The following is an 18,435-nucleotide window of genomic DNA, read 5'->3' as shown; positions in this document are numbered from 1 at the left end:
GCCTGAATACGTTTGTTCTAAGCCGCCACTTCGAATTCATCCCCTTCGCACGCCGGGAAGCGAAGCAAAGGGTCCAAATGCATGAATAGTTGTGTGAGGCCGGACAAAAGACGGTAAAGGCGACAATGCCTGTCACTCTGTTTGGACCCAGAACCCGAATCCATGACGTCTCAAAACCTCTCCACTGTTCCGCCGCGCGATTCTGAAGCCAAGCAGATCGATCATAACGATTCGATCCGGGCCACCTATTTCTCCAACGATCAGATCCGGGAATGCGGTGCGACCTTCGCCCGCAACGGCGCCGCTACGAAGCTGCCGGGCTTTGCGCCCTTCGATTTCTTCGCTCGGCACAAGGAGAACGAAAAAGAGATCCTGCGCGTCTATCGCTCGGCCAACGCCGACGTCGATGCCGGCGAATCGATCACGCCTGCGGCCGAATGGCTGCTGGACAACCATTACATCATCGAAGAGGCGATCCAGGAAGTCCGCCGCGATTTCCCGAAGAAGTTTTACGATCAACTGCAGACGATCACCATCGACGGCATGGTGATGCCGCGTACGCTGGCGCTCGCCTGGCTCTATGTCGCCCATACGCACAGCACCGTATCCAACCAGGGTCTGCTGGCGCTCGTCGAAGGCTTCCAATCGCACGAGATGCTGAAAATCGGCGAACTCTGGGCGGTTCCGTCGCTGGTGCGCTATGTGCTCGTCGACAATCTGCGTCGCATCTCCAGCCGCGTCGAACAGAGCCGCCTGACGCGCAAGAAGGCCAATGCTGCCGTCGATGAGCTGATCCGTATCAATGACGATTCCAAGGTCACCGAGTTCCTGAGGACGCTCGAGCCCTATACGTCCGATAATACCTTTGCCACGCAGTTCCTCTATCGCCTGCGCGATGGCTCGCACACCTCGGGTCTCGCTGTCACCTGGCTGGAAAGGCGCCTGGCGGAAGCTGGCACCGATGCCGAAACTGTCATGATGGCCGAGCACAACCGCCTGTCGTCCGGCAATGTGACGATGGGCAACATCATCAAAAGCCTGCGGCTGATCGACGACACCGACTGGTCTGGCTGGGTCGAAGAAGTCAGCGCCGTCGACAAGCTGCTCTGGGACGAGACCGACTACGCAAAGCTCGATCCCGGCTCGCGCAACAGCTATCGCCGCGCCATCGAGAAGCTTGCGCGCCGTTCCGACAAGACGGAAATGGAGATTGCGCAGGTCGCCATGGCCATGACCGAGGCGGCCAAAGCCTCGGGCGAGCCGCAGCCGCATGAGCCGAATATCGGCGATTTCATCGTCGGCCAGCAGATCGAGAAGCTGGAAAAGGCGATCGGCTTCAGCCCGAAGCTGTCGCAGCGCTTCGTCCGCCAGTGGCGCAAGTTCAACTGGCTGGCGATCGCCGCCCCCGTTCTCCTGCTCACCGTGATCGCTCTTTGGATCGTCGGTTATTTCATGATCCAGGCCGGCATGGGCTGGGCTGAAACCATCATCCTGCTGCTGATGTTTTCGCTGCCGGCATCCGAAGGCGCCACCGGCCTGTTCAACTTCGTGGTCACCATGTACCTCACGCCGGCGCGTCTCGTCGGTTATGAGTTCAAGGAGGGCATTCCGGAAGAGGCCCGCACGCTGGTCGTCGTGCCGACATTGATCGCCAATCGCGACAGCGTCGACGAACTGGTGCGCAATATCGAGGTCCATTATCTCGCCAATCCCCTCGGCGAAGTCTATTACGCACTGCTGAGCGACTGGCCGGACAGCAAGGAAGAAGAGAGCGAACGCGATCTGGAAATTCTGGATTACGCCCGCCGCGAAGTCGCCAATCTCTCTGCTCGCTACGCGGAGGATGGCAAGCAGCGCTTCTACTTGCTGCACCGCCGCCGCCTCTACAATCCGGCCGAAGGCGCCTGGATGGGCTGGGAGCGCAAGCGCGGCAAGCTGCATGAGCTGAACCTGCTGCTGCGCGGCGACCGCGACACGACGTTCCTGCCCGGCGCTAATATCGTGCCGAAGAACGTGAAATACGTCATGACGCTCGATTCCGACACGCGCCTGGTGCGCGATACGGTCACGAAGCTCGTCGGCAAGCTGCATCATCCGACCAACCGCCCCCTCTTCGATCCCGAGACCAAGCGTGTCGTGCGCGGCTACGGCGTGCTGCAGCCGCGCGTCACCCCGTCGCTGACGACCGGCAAGGACGCATCGGTGTTCCAGCGTGTCTTCTCCGTCAATCGCGGTCTTGACCCTTATGTCTTTGCAGTTTCCGACGTCTACCAGGATCTCGTCGAGGAAGGCACGTTTACCGGCAAGGGCCTTTATCATGTCGACGCATTCGAAGCTTCGCTGAAGGGCAAGATCGAGGAGAACGCGGTTCTCAGCCACGATCTGCTCGAAGGCTCGATGGCGCGCTGCGCGCTGGTCACCGACTGCGAACTCGTTGAGGATTTCCCGATCCGCTACGAAGTCGAAGTCTCGCGCCAGCATCGCTGGGCGCGCGGCGACTGGCAGTTGCTGCCCTATATCTTCAATCCGAAGCGTGGTGTCACCGGCCTCGGGCGCTGGAAGATGATGGACAATCTGCGCCGTTCGCTGACCCCGATCGCCTGGTTCTTCGCCTCCGTCCTCGGCTGGTATTTCATGGGCCCGTTTGCCGCCCTGATCTGGCAGATCCTGCTGATCTTCTGCCTGTTCGTGGCACCGACGCTATCGCTGATCAACGGCATCATTCCGCGCACCAGCGATATCGTCGCCCGGGCTCATCTCTATACGGTCTGGTCGGACATCCGCGCCGCCAATGCGCAGGTAGCGCTGCGAATCGTCTTCATCGCCGATAGCGCCTGCATCATGGCCGATGCGATCGGCCGCTCGCTCTATCGCGCCTTCGTCAGCCGCAAGCTGATGCTGCAATGGCGCACGGCGGCTAGCGCCCAGGCCGCGGCGCAGACGACGATTCTCGGCCATTACCGCGTCATGTGGCATGCACCGGTGCTGGCGCTGCTGGCTTTGGCTTTCGCATCCCTTTCCGGCGACAACGCCTTCTTCGTCGGCATTCCCTTTGCGCTGCTGTGGATGTTGTCGCCGGCGATCGCCTGGTATGTCAGCCAGACGGCGGAAACCGAAGACAAGCTCGAAGTGCCGGAAAGCGTTTCGGCCGAGTTGCGCAAGATCGCGCGGCGCACCTGGCGCTATTTCGACACCTTTGTGGTCGAGCAGCAAAACCATCTGCCGCCGGACAATGTGCAGCAGACGCCGCATGCGGTGGTCGCGTCGCGCACCTCGCCCACCAATATCGGCGTTTATCTGCTCTCGGTGATTTCGGCCCGCAATTTCGGCTGGATCTCCTTCGAGGAAACCATCGATCGCATGGAAAAGACCATGGCGACCGTCGAGAAGCTCGAGAAATTCCGCGGGCACCTCTGCAACTGGTATCACACCGATACGCTGAAGCCGATGGGCGCGCGCTATGTCTCGGCGGTCGACAGCGGCAACTTTGCCGGCCACCTGATCGCCGTGTCTTCGGCCTGCCGCATCTGGGCGGAAGCGCCTTCCGCGCATATGCAGGGCAATCTCGACGGCATCGGTGATGTCGCCGGCATTCTCGGTGAAATGCTTGCCGAGTTGCCCGATGATCGCAAGACCGTTCGTCCGCTGCGTCATCGCCTGGAAGAGCGCATCATCGGCTTTCGAAATGCGCTGGCGGCGGTCAAGCGCGAGCACGAGTTCGCCTCGATCCGCATCATCAACCTGTCGGTCCTGGCGCATGATATCCAGAAGCTCGCCGCCAACCTCGACCATGAAGTCAAGTCGCCCCAGAGCGGCGAGGTGCTCACCTGGTCGCAATCGCTGGTGAAGGTCTGCGAAGGCCATATCGCCGATAGCGTCTTCGATCTCGCCAATGTGGATGCGTTGCGACAACGCCTGGCAAAGCTGCGCGACCGCATGCGCGACATCGCCTTCGGCATGGAATTCGCCTTTCTCTATCGTCCGGAACGACGTCTGCTCTCGATCGGCTTCCGTGTGGAAACCAACGAGCTCGATGCTGCCTGCTACGACTTGCTGGCATCCGAAGCCCGTCTCACCAGCCTCTTCGCCATCGCCAAGGGCGACCTGCCGACCGAGCATTGGTATCGCCTCGGCCGCCAGGTCGTGCCGATCGGCTCACGGGGCGCGCTGGTTTCCTGGTCCGGCTCGATGTTCGAATATCTGATGCCGCCGCTCGTCATGCAGGAGCGTCAGGGCGGCATCTTAAACCAGACCAACAATCTGATCGTCCAGGAGCAGATGAATTATGCCAAGCGCCTCGGCGCCGGCATTCCCTGGGGCATTTCGGAAGCGGCCTTCAACGCCCGCGACCATTACATGCACTATCAGTACACCAACTTCGGCGTGCCTTCGCTCGGCCTGAAGCGCGGCCTCGGCCAGAATGCCGTCATCGCGCCCTATGCCTCGATTCTTGCCAGCCAATATCGGCCGGAAGAGGCGCTCGAAAACCTGCAGAAGCTGCGCAAGGTCGGCGCGCTTGGCACCTATGGCTTCCATGACGCCGTCGACTTCACGCCGTCCCGCGTTCCGGAAGGCAAGAAGTGCGCGGTGGTCTACAACTACTATGCCCACCATCACGGCATGTCGATTGCGGCTATTGCCAACGTCGCCTTCAACGGCCGCCTGCGTGAGCTGTTCCACGCCGACCCGGTGATCGAAGCGGCCGAACTGCTGCTGCAGGAAAAGGCGCCGCGCGATATCCCTGTCATGGCCGCCAAGCATGAGAGCGACCAGCCGGCCAATATCCAGGAAGACATGCTGCGTCCAGAGATCCGCAAGATCGCCGATCCGGCCACGCACGACCGCGAACTCGCCTTCCTTTCCAACGGTCATTACGCTGTCATGCTGACCGCGACCGGCGCCGGCTATTCGCGCTGGAACGGCTTGTCCGTCTCGCGCTGGCGGCCCGATCCGACGGAAGACCGTTGGGGCACTTTCATCTTCCTGCGCGATACCGCATCCGGCCAATGGTGGTCCGCCACCTCCGAACCGCGCAGCGTCGAAGGCGAAAAGGTCAAGGTCACCTTCAGCGATGAAAAGGCGGAATACAGCAAGACCGTGGGTGATCTCACCAGCGATGTCGAGTGCATCGTCGCAACCGAGCACGATGCCGAAGGCCGCCGCGTGACGCTGCTCAACATGGGCGCGGAGGATCGCTTCATCGAAGTGACCTCCTATCTCGAACCGGCGATCGCCAGCGACGATGTCGATAGCGGTCACCCGGTCTTCTCGCGCATGTTCGTGCGCACCGAGATCGGCAGCGGCGGCGACGTGATCCGCGCCGAGCGCAACAAGCGCGACTTTAACGAGCCCGACATGTCGATCGCCCATCTGGTCGTCGACAATGCAGGATCGGAGCGCCCGACAGAATTTGAGACGGACCGCCGCAAGTTCCTTGGTCGTGGCCGAACGCTGGCGGAAGCCGCCGCTTTCGATCCGGGTGCGGTCCTCTCCGGTACGGATGGCTTTACCATGGATGCCTGCCTTTCGTTGCGCCGCGTCGTGCGCGTGCCGGCGGGCAAGAAGGTCAGCGTGATCTTCTGGACGATCGCCGCGCCGAACCGCGAGGATGTCGACAAGGCGGTCGACCGCTACCGCAATCCCGACACCTTCGCCGTCGAGCTCACGCAGGCCTGGACCCGCACGCAGATGCAGATGCGCCATGTCGGCGTTACCTCGCAGCAGGCGGCCGCCTTCCAGAAGCTTGCCCGCTATCTCGTCTATCCGGATATGCATTTGCGCGCCGATGGTGCCACCGTTCAGGCCGGCCTGCATTCGCAGTCGGCGCTCTGGCCGGTCACGATCTCGGGTGACTTCCCGATCTTCACCCTGCGCATCAATGACGACATCGATCTCGAAATCGCCAGGGAAGCGCTGAGCGCAGCGGAATATATGCGTTCACGCGGCATCAATGCCGATCTGGTGATCGTCAACGAGCGCGCCGTGGATCAGGCCCAAGATATGCAGCGCGAGCTGGACAAGCTGGTCGAGCATGTCAGGCACAATCAAGGTGAAGGGCTGCGCCAGAATGTCTTCTCGGTCCGCAAGGATCTGATCGAGCAGGAAACCTATCAGCAGATTCTTGCTGCCTCACGTGTGATCTTCCATGCACGCAACGGCAAGCTTGTCGATCAAATCGCCCGCGCGGCGACGCTGTTCGGTTCGGCGCAGTCCGATGGGCCGGTGCCGGTCAATCGCCTTGCCGTGCCGATGGTGCCGCAGAAATCGGTTTTTGCGGCCCAAGAACTGGAAGCGCAGGACGATCTCGACTTCTGGAACGGTTATGGCGGCTTTGCCGACAATGGCCGCGAATATGTCGTCCGGCTCGCCGGCGGCCAGTCGACCCCGCATCCGTGGATCAACATAATCTCCAACGAGCGCTTCGGCTTCCATGTGCCCGCCGAAGGCGGCGGTTTCACCTGGAGCCACAATTCACGCGACTATCAGTTGACCCCATGGACCAACGATATGGTCATCAACCGTCCGGGTGAGGCGCTTTACCTGACCGATCTCGACAGCAACACGGTGATGACCCCCTATGCCAGCCTGTCGCGCAATCCGAACGTGCGATATGAGGCTCGGCACGGTCTCGGCTATTCGGTGTTCTCGAGCGAGCAGAACGGTATTGCGCTGGAGCTGACGCAAACGGTCGACCGCGAACGTCCCGTCAAGCTTTTCCGCCTGCGCATCCGCAATACAGGCGACGGCGCCCGCCGGCTGCGGCTCTATAATTATGCGGAATGGGTCCTCGGCACCAATCCGAACAAGACGCGGCCGTTCATCCTGTCGTCGCTGGACGAGGAGACGGGCGCGCTGTTTGCCAATAATCCGTACAGCATCGACTATTCCAAGCGTGTCGCCTTCATGGCGGCCAGCGAGGCGCATTCGAGCTATTCGGCGAGCCGCCGCGAATTCATCGGTCGCCACGGCACGGTGCAGATGCCGCAGGCCGTCGTTTCCGGCGCGGTCCTCTCCAACTCCACCGATCTCGACGGCGATCCCTGCGCGGCACTCGCCTTCGATCTGACGGTCGGAGCCGGCGAGCAGAAGGATATCTGCCTTTATATGGGCGATACCGCTTCGATCGAAGAGGCGCGTGCATTGGTCGCCGATATCCGCAAGGCGGATTTCGAGGCCGTGCTTTCGGCCAGCCGCGGCTTCTGGGACGGCTTCACCGGCCGTCTGCAGATTTCGACGCCGGACAAGGCGATGAACAACCTGATCAATGCCTGGCTGCCTTACCAGAGCCTCGGCTGCCGCATCATGGCGCGTACGGCCTTCTATCAGTCGTCGGGTGCCTTCGGTTTCCGCGATCAGTTGCAGGATACGCTGGCATTCCTGATGCATGCACCGGAATTGGCCCGCAACCAGATTCTGAATGCGGCGCAACGGCAGTTCCGCGAGGGGGACGTGCAGCATTGGTGGCTGCCGGGCAGCGGCGCCGGCGTGCGCACGAGTATCTCTGACGACGTCGTCTGGCTCGCCTATGCCATCAACCAGTATTGCATGGTGACCGGCGACAAGTCGCTCCTTGATGAAGAGCTTGCCTTCGTCGAAGGTGCAGCCCTCATGGCCGGCACGCACGACGCCTTCTACCAGCCGACCGTGTCGCAGGATAAGGTCAGCGTCTACGACCATGCGGCCTTGGCGCTCGATCTTGCGATCAAGCGCAAGGGCGGCAACGGCCTGCCGCTGATCCTCGGCGGCGACTGGAACGACGGCATGAACCGCGTCGGTATTCAGGGCCGTGGCGAAAGCGTCTGGCTCGGCTGGTTCCTGGCCGGCACGCTCACCGCTTTCCTTCCCTATGCAGAAGCCCGCGGCGACAAGGAGCGCGTCGAGCGCTGGACCAAGCATTTGCCGGAGTTGCGCAAGGCGCTGGAAACGGCCGGTTGGGACGGCGGTCACTATCGCCGAGGCTATTTCGACGATGGCAGCCCGCTCGGCTCGGACGAGAATTTCGAATGCCAGATCGATTCGATCGCGCAGTCCTGGAACATTCTCTCCGGCGAAGGTGACCGCGAGCGCGGCGAGAAGGCGATGAATGCCGTTCTCGAAAAGCTGGTCGACGACGAGAACCGCATCATCCGGCTGTTCACGCCGCCTTTCGCCAAATCGGCGCGCGATCCCGGCTACATCAAGTCCTATCCGCCGGGGGTGCGCGAAAATGGTGGCCAGTACACCCATGCCGCAACCTGGGTGGTCATGGCACTGGCGGAAATGAATCGCGGCGACGATGCCTGGCATTGCTTCGACCTTTTGAATCCGGTGAACCATGCACGAAGTCGTGATCAGGCCGATACCTACCGTGTGGAACCTTATGTCGTTGCCGCCGACGTCTATGGCGAGGGGCAATTGACCGGCCGCGGCGGCTGGACCTGGTATACGGGCTCGGCCGGATGGCTTTATCGCGTGGCAATCGAGGGCATTCTCGGCATCCGCGTCAAAAACGGCCATCTCTACGTCAAGCCGGCGCTGCCGTCGAAGTGGGATGGCTTTGCGGCAGACCTCGATCTGCCGAGCGGAAAATACCGTATTTCCGTCTCAAAAGCGCCCGATGCTAAGGGATACTTGGTGACTGTGAATGACAGGGCGATCGCCCATCCCGAAGAGGGCTATCCGATCGGACAGTAGGGTTTTCCTGCACTGTTTCGCTTCGACGATCGGGGCCAAAGGGGGAACTCTTTGGCCCCGATCGCATTTGGTTGTCGGAACAGGAGAGGTCCATGAATTCCAGGGCAAATATCGACGTGGCCTCGGCAACGCGAATCAGCTTGCCGAAGGCGGCGGCGCAGCGGGATACGAGACTGGATGTATTGAGGGCTTTGGCCCTGATCACGATCTTCATCAATCATGTACCCGGTCAGTTCCTCGAGCGGCTGACCACCAAGAATTTCGGATTTTCCGACGGGGCGGAAGCTTTCGTGCTGATCTCCGGCATCTCGGTCGGCCTCGCCTACGGCACGCGGTTCAAGCCGGGCAATCGGTTGTCGATCGCCTGGAAGGCTGTCAGGCGCGCCTTCACGCTCTATACGGCGCATATGATCACCACCTTCATCACGCTGGTGCTGTTCATTTCCGGCGCATGGATATTCCGTCAGGCAGGCCTGCTTTGCGAGGTGAACATCCTTGCCGTCCTGATGGACCCCGCTCGCGGCATTCAAGCCTTGCTGCTGCTCGGGCACCAGATCGGCTACAACAACATCCTGCCGATGTATGGCGCATTGTTCCTGATGTTGCCGCTGATCCTCATGCTGGAGGCGCGAAGCCCGCTGCTTCTGCTGCTGGTTTCCGGCAGCATCTGGCTGATCGCCGGCATCTATCAGATCGCGCCGCACACAACGCTGCTGGACGGTTTCTGGTTCCTCAATCCGCTTTCCTGGCAGTTCCTGTTCGTCATCGGTTTCGCTGCTGTCATGCATGTGAAGCGCGGCGGCCGGATATCCTATAATCCCGTGTTGTTTGCGCTATCGCTTGCCTATGTCGTGCTGTCGTTCATCTGGGTCACCGACAAGCTCTGGATGCTGGGCGACCATTTGGCCGCGCTCGGTCTGCCAACGGTCGTCACCGGTTTCGACAAGACGTTTCTGTCGCTGCCGCGATTGCTGCATGTGCTGGCGCTTGCCTACCTCATCATCAGCGTACCGTTCCTGTCGCGGATGCTGCGTCGGTCCGCCGATCATCCGTTGACGATCCTCGGGCGCCATTCCCTCAGCATCTTCGTTGCGGGCACGATTCTCGCCATGGCGGGGCAGGTCATCCTCTACGTCACCGATAAGGATCCGGCGGTCGGCGGCGCTTATGTCATGGTCGGCATCGTCGCACAGTTCGCCTATGCCTATTATCTCGAGCACAAACGGCTTGATATAGCCAACCGTCTGCCCCTTCCGACTTCGCTCGCGACGATTCCATTGCCGATACGCGTAGAAGCCGCCGGTAGAGACCTACGGTCATAAGGTACCACAGCAGCTAGGTCATTGAAGTACAATGGCCTTCTGTTTTGTGACATTTGTGCGAACGAATTGTGACGTGATTTTTCTGCAACGCAGCGCCAATCCAGTGCATTGCAGCAAAGATTCCATTGCTCGAAATCTTGTTGTGCAAAATTGAATTACTTACATCGGCATCGTGACGGCGCTCGGGGAGTGCCGCCACCCCGGCGCTAAACGCGGCCCCAACGGCCGCGACGCATTCGTGGGGATTGTCAAAAAGGGAATGGGGTAGGGACGTCGAATTCTCGGCGCGATAGCTCATGCCCAATCGATACTGGATTGGAGTAATCTATGAATATCAGAAGTCTTCTTCTCGGTTCGGCCGCCGCCCTGGCAGCCGCCTCGGGGGCGCAGGCGGCTGACGCCATCGTGGCCGCCGAACCGGAGCCGCTGGAATATGTTCGCATCTGCGACGCCTATGGCGCCGGCTACTTCTTCATTCCGGGCACCGAAACCTGCCTCAAGATCGGCGGCCGCGTCCGTACCGAAGGCGAGTGGTACGATGCCTATAATCCCAACAGCAGGAACGGCACGCTTTGGCACACCCGCGCCGAGCTCAACATCGACACGGCAAGCGACACCGAATACGGCCCGCTGAAGACAAACACCGTCTACCGTTGGGACTGGCAGGAAGGCGGCTCCACGAGCACGAAGCTGCTCTGGGCCAATATCAGCCTCGCCGGCTTCACCGTCGGTAAGCTCGACTCGCAGTACAATCTCTACATGGGCTATGCCGGCAACGTCATCAACGACGATGTCATCTATGACGGCCCGAAGGAACTCAACCAGTTCACCTACAAGTATGACGCCGGCAACGGCTTCACGGCGGTGATCTCGCTGGAAGATTCCAACTCGTCGGCCGACACCTCCTCCTATGGCGGCGCATGGCGCACCGGCAAGGCCGATCACTACGCTCCCGACGTCGTTGCCGGCGCAGGCTACAAGGCGGGTGCATGGACCATTAGGGTCATCGGCGGCTATGACTCGATCGTCGAAGAAGGTGCCATCAAGGCTCGTATCGATGCCGACTTCGGTGACTTCAAGGCTTTCCTGATGGGCGGCTGGAACACGGATGGCGACAAGCTGAACAAGTATGCCGGCTCCTACCTCAACACCAACCGCTCCGCCTGCCCGACCAACGGTGCGGATTGCGGCTGGGGCGACTGGGCCTTCTGGACGGGCGCGAGCTATCAGTTGACGCCGAAGCTGCAGGCCAATGCTCAGGTCGCTTACACCGACTCGAAGATCCTTGCCGCCACCGCCAACGTCGCGTGGCGCCCGGTCAAGGATCTGCTGATCGAGCCGGAAGTCTCCTATACCGATTGGGACGCTGCCGACAAGGACCAGTGGGCCGGCGTGCTCCGCTTCGAACGCAAGTTCTGATCTGATCCCGGCTTGGTGTCAGCCGTGACTCCAGCTTGACGCCAGATCGAATTGACCTCCGATCAGAGACGGAGAAAGGCCCGGTTTTCCCTGCCGGGCCTTTCTTGCTTTTGGATTGAGGCATGTATTCGATGAACATATTGTTTGCAGGGCGAAGCCCCTCACCCTAGCCCTCTCTCCGCAGGCGGGGAGAGGGGATTCCGTAGGTACGGCACTGTCGATTTTCCGCGATAGCTCCCTCTCCCCGCACGAGCGAGGAGAGGGCTGGGGTGAGGGGCGAGGCACAGGGTTGCGGTCTCATCAGGCAACCTCGCCCGTCAAAAATTTTGGCAGCAAAAAAGCCGGAAGAGCGTTGCTCTCCCGGCTCGATCTTTGAGCCTTGCGAAATACTAAGCGGCTTCGTGTTCCGTGGTATGTGCCTTGCGGACTTCGTCGTCCGTCAGGATGCCGCTGGCGCGCAGCAGGGCGGCGAAGCGGCCGTTGCTCTGGCTGAGCTCGCTGAAGCTGCCGTTTTCGATGACACGGCCGTTGTCGAGGAAGAGGACGATATCGGCCTCGCGTACCGTCGACAGGCGGTGAGCGATGATGAAGGTCGTGCGGTTCTGGCGCAGATTGTCGATCGCCGCCTTGACCCGGTTTTCGGTCTCCACGTCGAGCGCGCTGGTCGCCTCGTCAAGCACGAGGATCGGCGCGTCCTTGAGGATGGCGCGGGCGATCGCGATGCGCTGACGCTCGCCGCCCGAGAGCTTGTTGCCGCGTTCGCCGACCCGGGTCTCGTAACCGCTCTCGCGATTCTCGATGAAGTCGTTGGCGGCAGCGGCTTCGGCGGCCCGAACCATTTCCTCTTCCGTCGCACCCTCGCGGCCGAGACGGATGTTGTCGCTGATCGAGCGGTTCAGCAGGCCGGCATCCTGGAAGACGGTGGCGATATAGCGGCGCAGCGACTTGCGCGTCACCTTGGTAATGTCGTTGCCGTCGACGAGGATCTGACCATCCTGCGGGTCGAAAACGCGTTGCAGCAGGTTGACCAGCGTCGTCTTGCCGGCGCCCGTCGGGCCGACGATCGCGACCGTCTGGCCGGCCTTCACCGTGAAGTTGATGTTGCGCAGGCCCTGCGACGTGTTGCCGAAGCCGAAGGACACGTTGCGGAACTCGACTTCGCCCTTGACGTCCTTGATTTCGGCAAGGCCGGCCGGCTCTTCACGGTCGCGGACGGAATCTTCCAGCGTGTAGAAGTCTTCCAGCTTGGCGCGTGCTTCGAAGATCTGGTTGGCGAAGTTGCGGAGCTGCTCCAGGCGGCCGATCAGCACGTTGGCGAAGGCGATAAAGGTGATCAGCGCGCCGAGGCTCAGGCTGCCGTCTTCGACGAGCAGCGTACCGATCATCAGGATCGCCATCATCGCGACGGTCGAAGCCGTGCGGTTCAGCGCGCCGGCCAGCGCCCACCAGTCGAGTACCGGATACTGGGCGGCGAGCAGTCGTTCGGTGAAGGACTTCAGCGCCTTGGTTTCGGCTTCGATGCGGTTGTAGCTATGCAGCACGGAGACGTTGCTGATCGAATCGCTGACATGCGAGAACACGGTATTGTAATGGCTTTCCACCGAGGTCTGGCCGTCCTTCGTCCGGTTCATGACCAGACGGCCGATGATCCAGTAGAAGACGCCGAGCAGGATGAGAACGGCCGAGAGGCGCAGGTCCATGGAGATGGCAGTCGGGATCATCACGACGAGCGCGACAGCCGTCGACAAGTGGTTGCGCATGAATTCGAGCCACAGGCCGAAGAGGGCTTCGCAAGCGCGAAGCAGCGTGTTCAGCGCACTCGCCGTGCCGCGCTGGCTGTGCCAGGAGAGCGGCATGGAGATGATGCGGCTGAAGGCTTCGGTCAGCAACGAAGCGCGACGTCCGTGGGCGAGACGATCCGCCTCGCGGGAAACGACGATGAAGGCGACCGCGCTGAAGACGGCGAAACCGGCCCACAGCATCATGGTCGGCGCCACCGTCTGTTTTTTGGCAATGGCGTCGAAGATGCGGCCGAACAGAACCGGCTCATAAATGGTCGTCATCGCCAGCGCGATGTTTGCGATCACAACCATCCAGACGCGATATCGATATGCGCCAAGATACTTCAGAGCTCTTGCATAGACTTTGAACAGTGACACGTCAGGCACCCTCTGTGCATCCGCGAAATTCGGAATGCTCGGATGCTACAGATTGGTTCCTGAACCGGCGATTAACGGAATCCTACGCTGTTTTTTCAGAGGAATTTTTAGGTGTTTTATACGCGTCGCAACGGGTGCAATCGGCTGCCGGAGAAATGCGTCAACTTGAGAATACTTCCTGTCATGGCATTGTAGCTGAGCAGGGCGATTGCTATTTGAGGTTGATGGCGAGATTTTTCGCCAATGACGTTTAATTTGTTTTTGATCCGATTATGTCTGCCCGCCATCGGCCGCCTCGGAGGCAAAGCGGAAAATTAGGGCGGCATCTGTGGACGAACACCAGGCTTTTAGGCCGGGGGGCACATGTGAATATTCATTCCTTAATACAATTGCTTGTGGTCCTTGAAGAATGCAAGCTTTCCAAGAATGTCGTCGCGGAACTGGAACTCGTTCTGCGGTCTTACAAGTTCGATTTTTATGGTTTGCTGAAGCAGCCGCGAGCGAATACCGATCCCACGACTCTGATGCTGGCCGGGCGCTGGCCTGACAAATGGCCGCTCACTTATGTCGCGAGGAAATACCTGCTGGTCGATCCCACCATCCGCTATCTCGGCCGGGCGCAGCGGCCCTTCCGCTGGCGCGATGCCATGGCGGCGCTGAGGGGCGATCCGCTGCGGCGGCGCATGGAGCAGATGATGACCGACGCGCGCGCCAACGGGCTGATCGACGGCTATATCTTCCCTATTCATGGACGCAATGGCTTGCTGGGCAGCATGACGATCGGCGGCAACGTGATCGACCTGTCGCCGGCCGAAATCTCGCTTTTCGATGCGGTGGCAAAAAAAGCCTTCTGGCGGCTTCTGGAACTTCGCGACGAAGCGCAATCGCTCGAACAGACGGCCTCGATCGACGTCAAGCTGACCAAGCGTGAGATGGAGGTATTGAACCATCTGGCCGAAGGCATGACTTCGATGGAAATCAGCCGGACGCGCAAGATCTCAAATCACACCGTCGATTGGTACATGAACAGTATCCAGGATAAGCTGAACGCCAAAAACCGCCAGCACATCGTTGCCATCGCTTTTAGAAACGGACTTATTCCGTAATGGCAACTATTTTGGTGTCGGATGTCGCAGGGGAAATTGAACTTCTTGTGACAAGAAGTTAAGAATTTCCTTCGCGGGTGCAGCATGCCCGCTTTCGGCGTCGTGAGGGAGAGCGCATTGCCCATTTCCAAGATCCTGGTTGCCAACCGTTCCGAGATTGCCATCCGCGTGTTCCGCGCGGCCAATGAGCTCGGCATCAAAACAGTCGCCATCTGGGCCGAGGAAGACAAACTCGCGCTGCATCGTTTCAAAGCCGATGAAAGTTATCAGGTCGGCCGTGGTCCGCATCTTGCCCGCGATCTCGGTCCGATCGAAAGCTATCTGTCGATCGACGAGATCATCCGCGTCGCCAAGCTGTCCGGCGCCGATGCCATTCATCCCGGCTATGGTCTGTTGTCGGAAAGCCCGGAATTTGTCGATGCCTGCGATGCCGCCGGCATCATCTTCATCGGCCCGAGGGCCGATACGATGCGCCAGCTCGGCAACAAGGTGGCGGCCCGCAATCTGGCGATTTCCGTCGGCGTGCCCGTCGTGCCGGCCACCGAGCCGCTGCCCGACGATATGGCCGAGGTCGCCAAGATGGCGGCTGAGATCGGCTATCCGGTGATGCTGAAGGCCTCCTGGGGCGGCGGCGGCCGCGGCATGCGCGTCATCCGCTCGGAGGCCGATCTCGCCAAGGAAGTGACGGAAGCCAAGCGCGAGGCCAAGGCCGCCTTCGGCAAGGACGAGGTCTATCTCGAAAAGCTCGTCGAACGCGCTCGCCATGTCGAAAGCCAGATCCTCGGCGACACGCATGGCAATGTCGTGCATTTGTTCGAGCGCGACTGTTCGGTGCAGCGCCGCAACCAGAAGGTCGTCGAGCGTGCGCCGGCACCCTATCTTAGCAATGCGCAGCGCCAGGAGCTGGCCGCCTATTCGCTGAAGATCGCCGGCGCGACCAATTATATCGGCGCCGGCACCGTCGAATATCTGATGGATGCCGATACCGGCAAATTCTACTTCATCGAAGTCAATCCGCGCATCCAGGTCGAGCACACGGTGACCGAAGTCGTCACCGGCATCGATATCGTCAAGGCGCAGATCCATATCCTCGACGGCTTTGCCATCGGCACGCCGGAATCTGGCGTTCCCAAGCAGGAGGATATCCGCCTCAACGGCCATGCCCTGCAGTGCCGCGTGACGACCGAGGATCCGGAACATAATTTTATTCCGGATTACGGCCGCATCACCGCCTATCGTTCGGCTTCCGGCTTCGGTATCCGCCTCGACGGCGGCACCTCCTATTCGGGCGCCATCATCACCCGCTATTACGATCCGCTGCTCGTCAAGGTGACGGCATGGGCACCGAGCCCGTCCGAAGCGATCGCCCGCATGGACCGCGCGCTGCGCGAATTCCGCATCCGCGGCGTGGCGACGAACCTGACCTTCCTCGAAGCGATCATCACCCATCCGAAGTTCAACGATAACAGCTATACGACGCGCTTCATCGACACGACGCCGGAGCTGTTCCAGCAGGTCAAGCGTCAGGATCGCGCCACCAAGCTTTTGACCTATCTTGCCGACGTCACCGTCAATGGCCATCCGGAGGCCCGCGGCCGACCGGCGCCGTCGCCGAAGGCGGCCGAACCGGTCTTGCCCTATATCGACGGCAAGGTTCCGGAGGGCAGCAAGCAGCGCCTGGATCAGCTCGGGCCGCAGAAGTTCGCCGAGTGGATGCGCAATGAAAAGCGCGTGCTGATGACCGACACGACCATGCGCGACGGCCATCAGTCGCTGCTCGCCACCCGCATGCGCACCTTCGACATCGCCCGCGTCGCCGGCACCTATGCCCGCGCCCTGCCGCAGCTCCTGTCGCTGGAATGCTGGGGCGGCGCCACTTTCGACGTCTCCATGCGCTTCCTGACCGAAGATCCGTGGGAGCGCTTGTCGCTGATCCGCGAGGGCGCGCCGAACCTGCTCTTGCAGATGCTGCTGCGCGGCGCCAACGGCGTCGGCTACACCAATTATCCCGACAATGTCGTCAAATATTTTGTCCGCCAGGCGGCCAAGGGCGGCATCGACCTTTTCCGCGTCTTCGACTGCCTGAACTGGGTCGAGAACATGCGCGTGTCGATGGACGCGATTGCCGAGGAAAACAAGCTTTGTGAAGCAGCCATCTGCTACACCGGCGATATCCTCAATTCCGCTCGGCCCAAGTACGATCTCAAATATTATACCGATCTTGCAGTTGAGCTGGAAAAGGCCGGTGCCCATATCATCGCGCTGAAGGACATGGCAGGCCTCTTGAAGCCGGCCGCGGCCAAGGTGCTGTTCAAGGCGCTGCGCGAGGCGACCGGACTGCCGATCCACTTCCATACGCATGATACGTCGGGCATTGCAGCCGCGACCGTGCTCGCCGCGGTCGAGGCTGGCGTCGATGCGGTGGATGCCGCGATGGATGCGCTCTCGGGTAATACCTCGCAGCCCTGCCTCGGCTCGATCGTCGAGGCGCTCAAAGGGTCCGAACGCGATCCCGGTCTCGATCCGGAATGGATCCGCCGCATCTCCTTCTATTGGGAAGCCGTTCGCCATCAATATGCGGCCTTCGAAAGCGACCTCAAGGGACCGGCTTCGGAAGTCTATCTGCACGAAATGCCTGGCGGCCAGTTCACCAATCTCAAGGAGCAGGCCCGTTCGCTGGGTCTGGAGACCCGCTGGCATCAGGTGGCGCAGGCCTATGCCGATGCCAACCAGATGTTCGGCGATATCGTCAAGGTGACGCCGTCCTCGAAAGTGGTCGGCGACATGGCGCTGATGATGGTCAGTCAGGACCTGACGGTTGCCGATGTCGAGAACCCGGCCAAGGATATCGCCTTCCCGGATTCGGTTATTTCCATGCTGAAGGGCGATCTCGGCCAGCCGCCGTCCGGATGGCCGGCAGCGCTGCAGAAGAAGGCGCTGAAGGGGGAGAAGCCCTATACGGTCCGTCCCGGTTCGCTGCTTGCCGAAGCCGATCTCGATGCGGAGCGTAAAGTCATCGAGACCAAGCTGGAACGCAAGGTCGACGATTTCGAATTCGCCTCCTACCTGATGTATCCGAAGGTCTTCACCGACTATGCGTTGGCGGCCGATACCTACGGCCCCGTTTCCGTCTTGTCGACGCCTGCCTATTTCTACGGCCTCAAGGAAGGCGACGAGCTGTTTGCCGAGATCGAAAAGGGCAAGACGCTGGTCATCGTCAACCAGGCGATGACGGCGACCGATGAGAAGGGCATGGTCACCGTGTTCTTCGAGCTCAACGGCCAGCCGCGCCGCATCAAGGTGCCGGACCGTGCCCATGGTGCGTCCGGCAGCGCTGTCAGGCGCAAGGCCGAGGTCGGCAATGCCGCCCATGTCGGCGCACCGATGCCGGGCGTCATCTCCACCGTCTTCGTTTCGTCCGGCCAGGCGATCAAGGCCGGCGACGTCCTGGTCTCCATCGAAGCGATGAAGATGGAAACGGCGCTGCACGCCGAAAAGGACGGTACGATCGCCGAAGTCCTCGTCCGTGCCGGCGATCAGATCGATGCCAAGGACCTGCTGGTGGTTTACGGGGGGTGAAGCTTTGCCTTCTCCTCGTTCGAGGAGAAGGTGCCCGCCCATCGACAGGCTCAGGGGCGAATGAGAGGACTCGGAGAAGCGCGACGAGCACCTCGGGCGGTAGCGAAAGGTATTTTACTCCCGGTAACGCCCCCTCACCCCGCGCGTTCCGCGCGACCCTCTCCCCGATGGGGCGAG

General features: G+C 60.9%; 6 protein-coding genes. 5 read left to right on the top strand and 1 reads right to left on the bottom strand.

Features of this window, described 5'->3' with window-relative positions:
• Positions 1-162 precede the first annotated feature (162 nt).
• The 3 genes from QDY28_RS09685 (at position 163) to QDY28_RS09675 (ending at position 11,414) form a co-directional block, all read left to right on the top strand.
• On the top strand, positions 163-8,673 hold the full coding sequence (locus QDY28_RS09685) for a GH36-type glycosyl hydrolase domain-containing protein (RefSeq protein ID WP_331381472.1): 8,511 nt from the start codon (positions 163-165) through the stop codon (positions 8,671-8,673).
• Positions 8,674-8,765: 92 nt separating this feature from the next.
• Positions 8,766-9,995, top strand: coding sequence for an OpgC family protein (locus QDY28_RS09680; protein WP_331381471.1), 1,230 nt, complete (start codon positions 8,766-8,768; stop codon positions 9,993-9,995).
• A gap of 327 nt (positions 9,996-10,322) precedes the next feature.
• Entirely contained in the window at positions 10,323-11,414 is a 1,092-nt protein-coding gene (locus tag QDY28_RS09675) for a porin (protein ID WP_331381470.1), read from the top strand.
• A gap of 389 nt (positions 11,415-11,803) precedes the next feature.
• Here QDY28_RS09675 and QDY28_RS09670 read toward each other — a convergent pair whose 3' ends face one another.
• A complete protein-coding gene (locus QDY28_RS09670) occupies positions 11,804-13,573 on the bottom strand; it encodes a glucan ABC transporter ATP-binding protein/ permease (RefSeq protein ID WP_331381469.1) in 1,770 nt (589 codons plus the stop codon).
• A gap of 365 nt (positions 13,574-13,938) precedes the next feature.
• Between QDY28_RS09670 and QDY28_RS09665 the strand changes: the two genes are divergently transcribed.
• Together QDY28_RS09665 and pyc are read left to right on the top strand one after the other, a co-directional pair.
• Positions 13,939-14,679 carry a helix-turn-helix transcriptional regulator gene (locus QDY28_RS09665; protein ID WP_331381468.1) on the top strand — a complete coding sequence of 247 codons (741 nt, stop codon included), beginning with the start codon at positions 13,939-13,941 and terminating at the stop codon, positions 14,677-14,679.
• A 117-nt stretch (positions 14,680-14,796) separates the two neighbouring features.
• Positions 14,797-18,258: a pyruvate carboxylase gene (gene pyc / locus QDY28_RS09660; RefSeq protein ID WP_331381467.1), complete on the top strand. Its 3,462-nt coding sequence runs from the start codon at positions 14,797-14,799 to the stop codon at positions 18,256-18,258.
• Positions 18,259-18,435 lie beyond the last annotated feature (177 nt).

Origin of the sequence: Rhizobium sp. BR 362, assembly GCF_036528765.1 — a bacterium.
Classification (GTDB): Bacteria; Pseudomonadota; Alphaproteobacteria; order Rhizobiales; family Rhizobiaceae; genus Rhizobium.
The sequence above is the reverse complement of the archived record's forward strand: the minus strand, read 5'-3'. Positions and strand labels throughout refer to the sequence as shown.

Coding starts and splice junctions, on each gene's coding strand:
- QDY28_RS09685 (WP_331381472.1), top strand. CDS start 163: ATGACGTCTCAAAACCTCTCCACTGTTCCGCCGCGCGATTCTGAAGCC.
- QDY28_RS09680 (WP_331381471.1), top strand. CDS start 8,766: ATGAATTCCAGGGCAAATATCGACGTGGCCTCGGCAACGCGAATCAGC.
- QDY28_RS09675 (WP_331381470.1), top strand. CDS start 10,323: ATGAATATCAGAAGTCTTCTTCTCGGTTCGGCCGCCGCCCTGGCAGCC.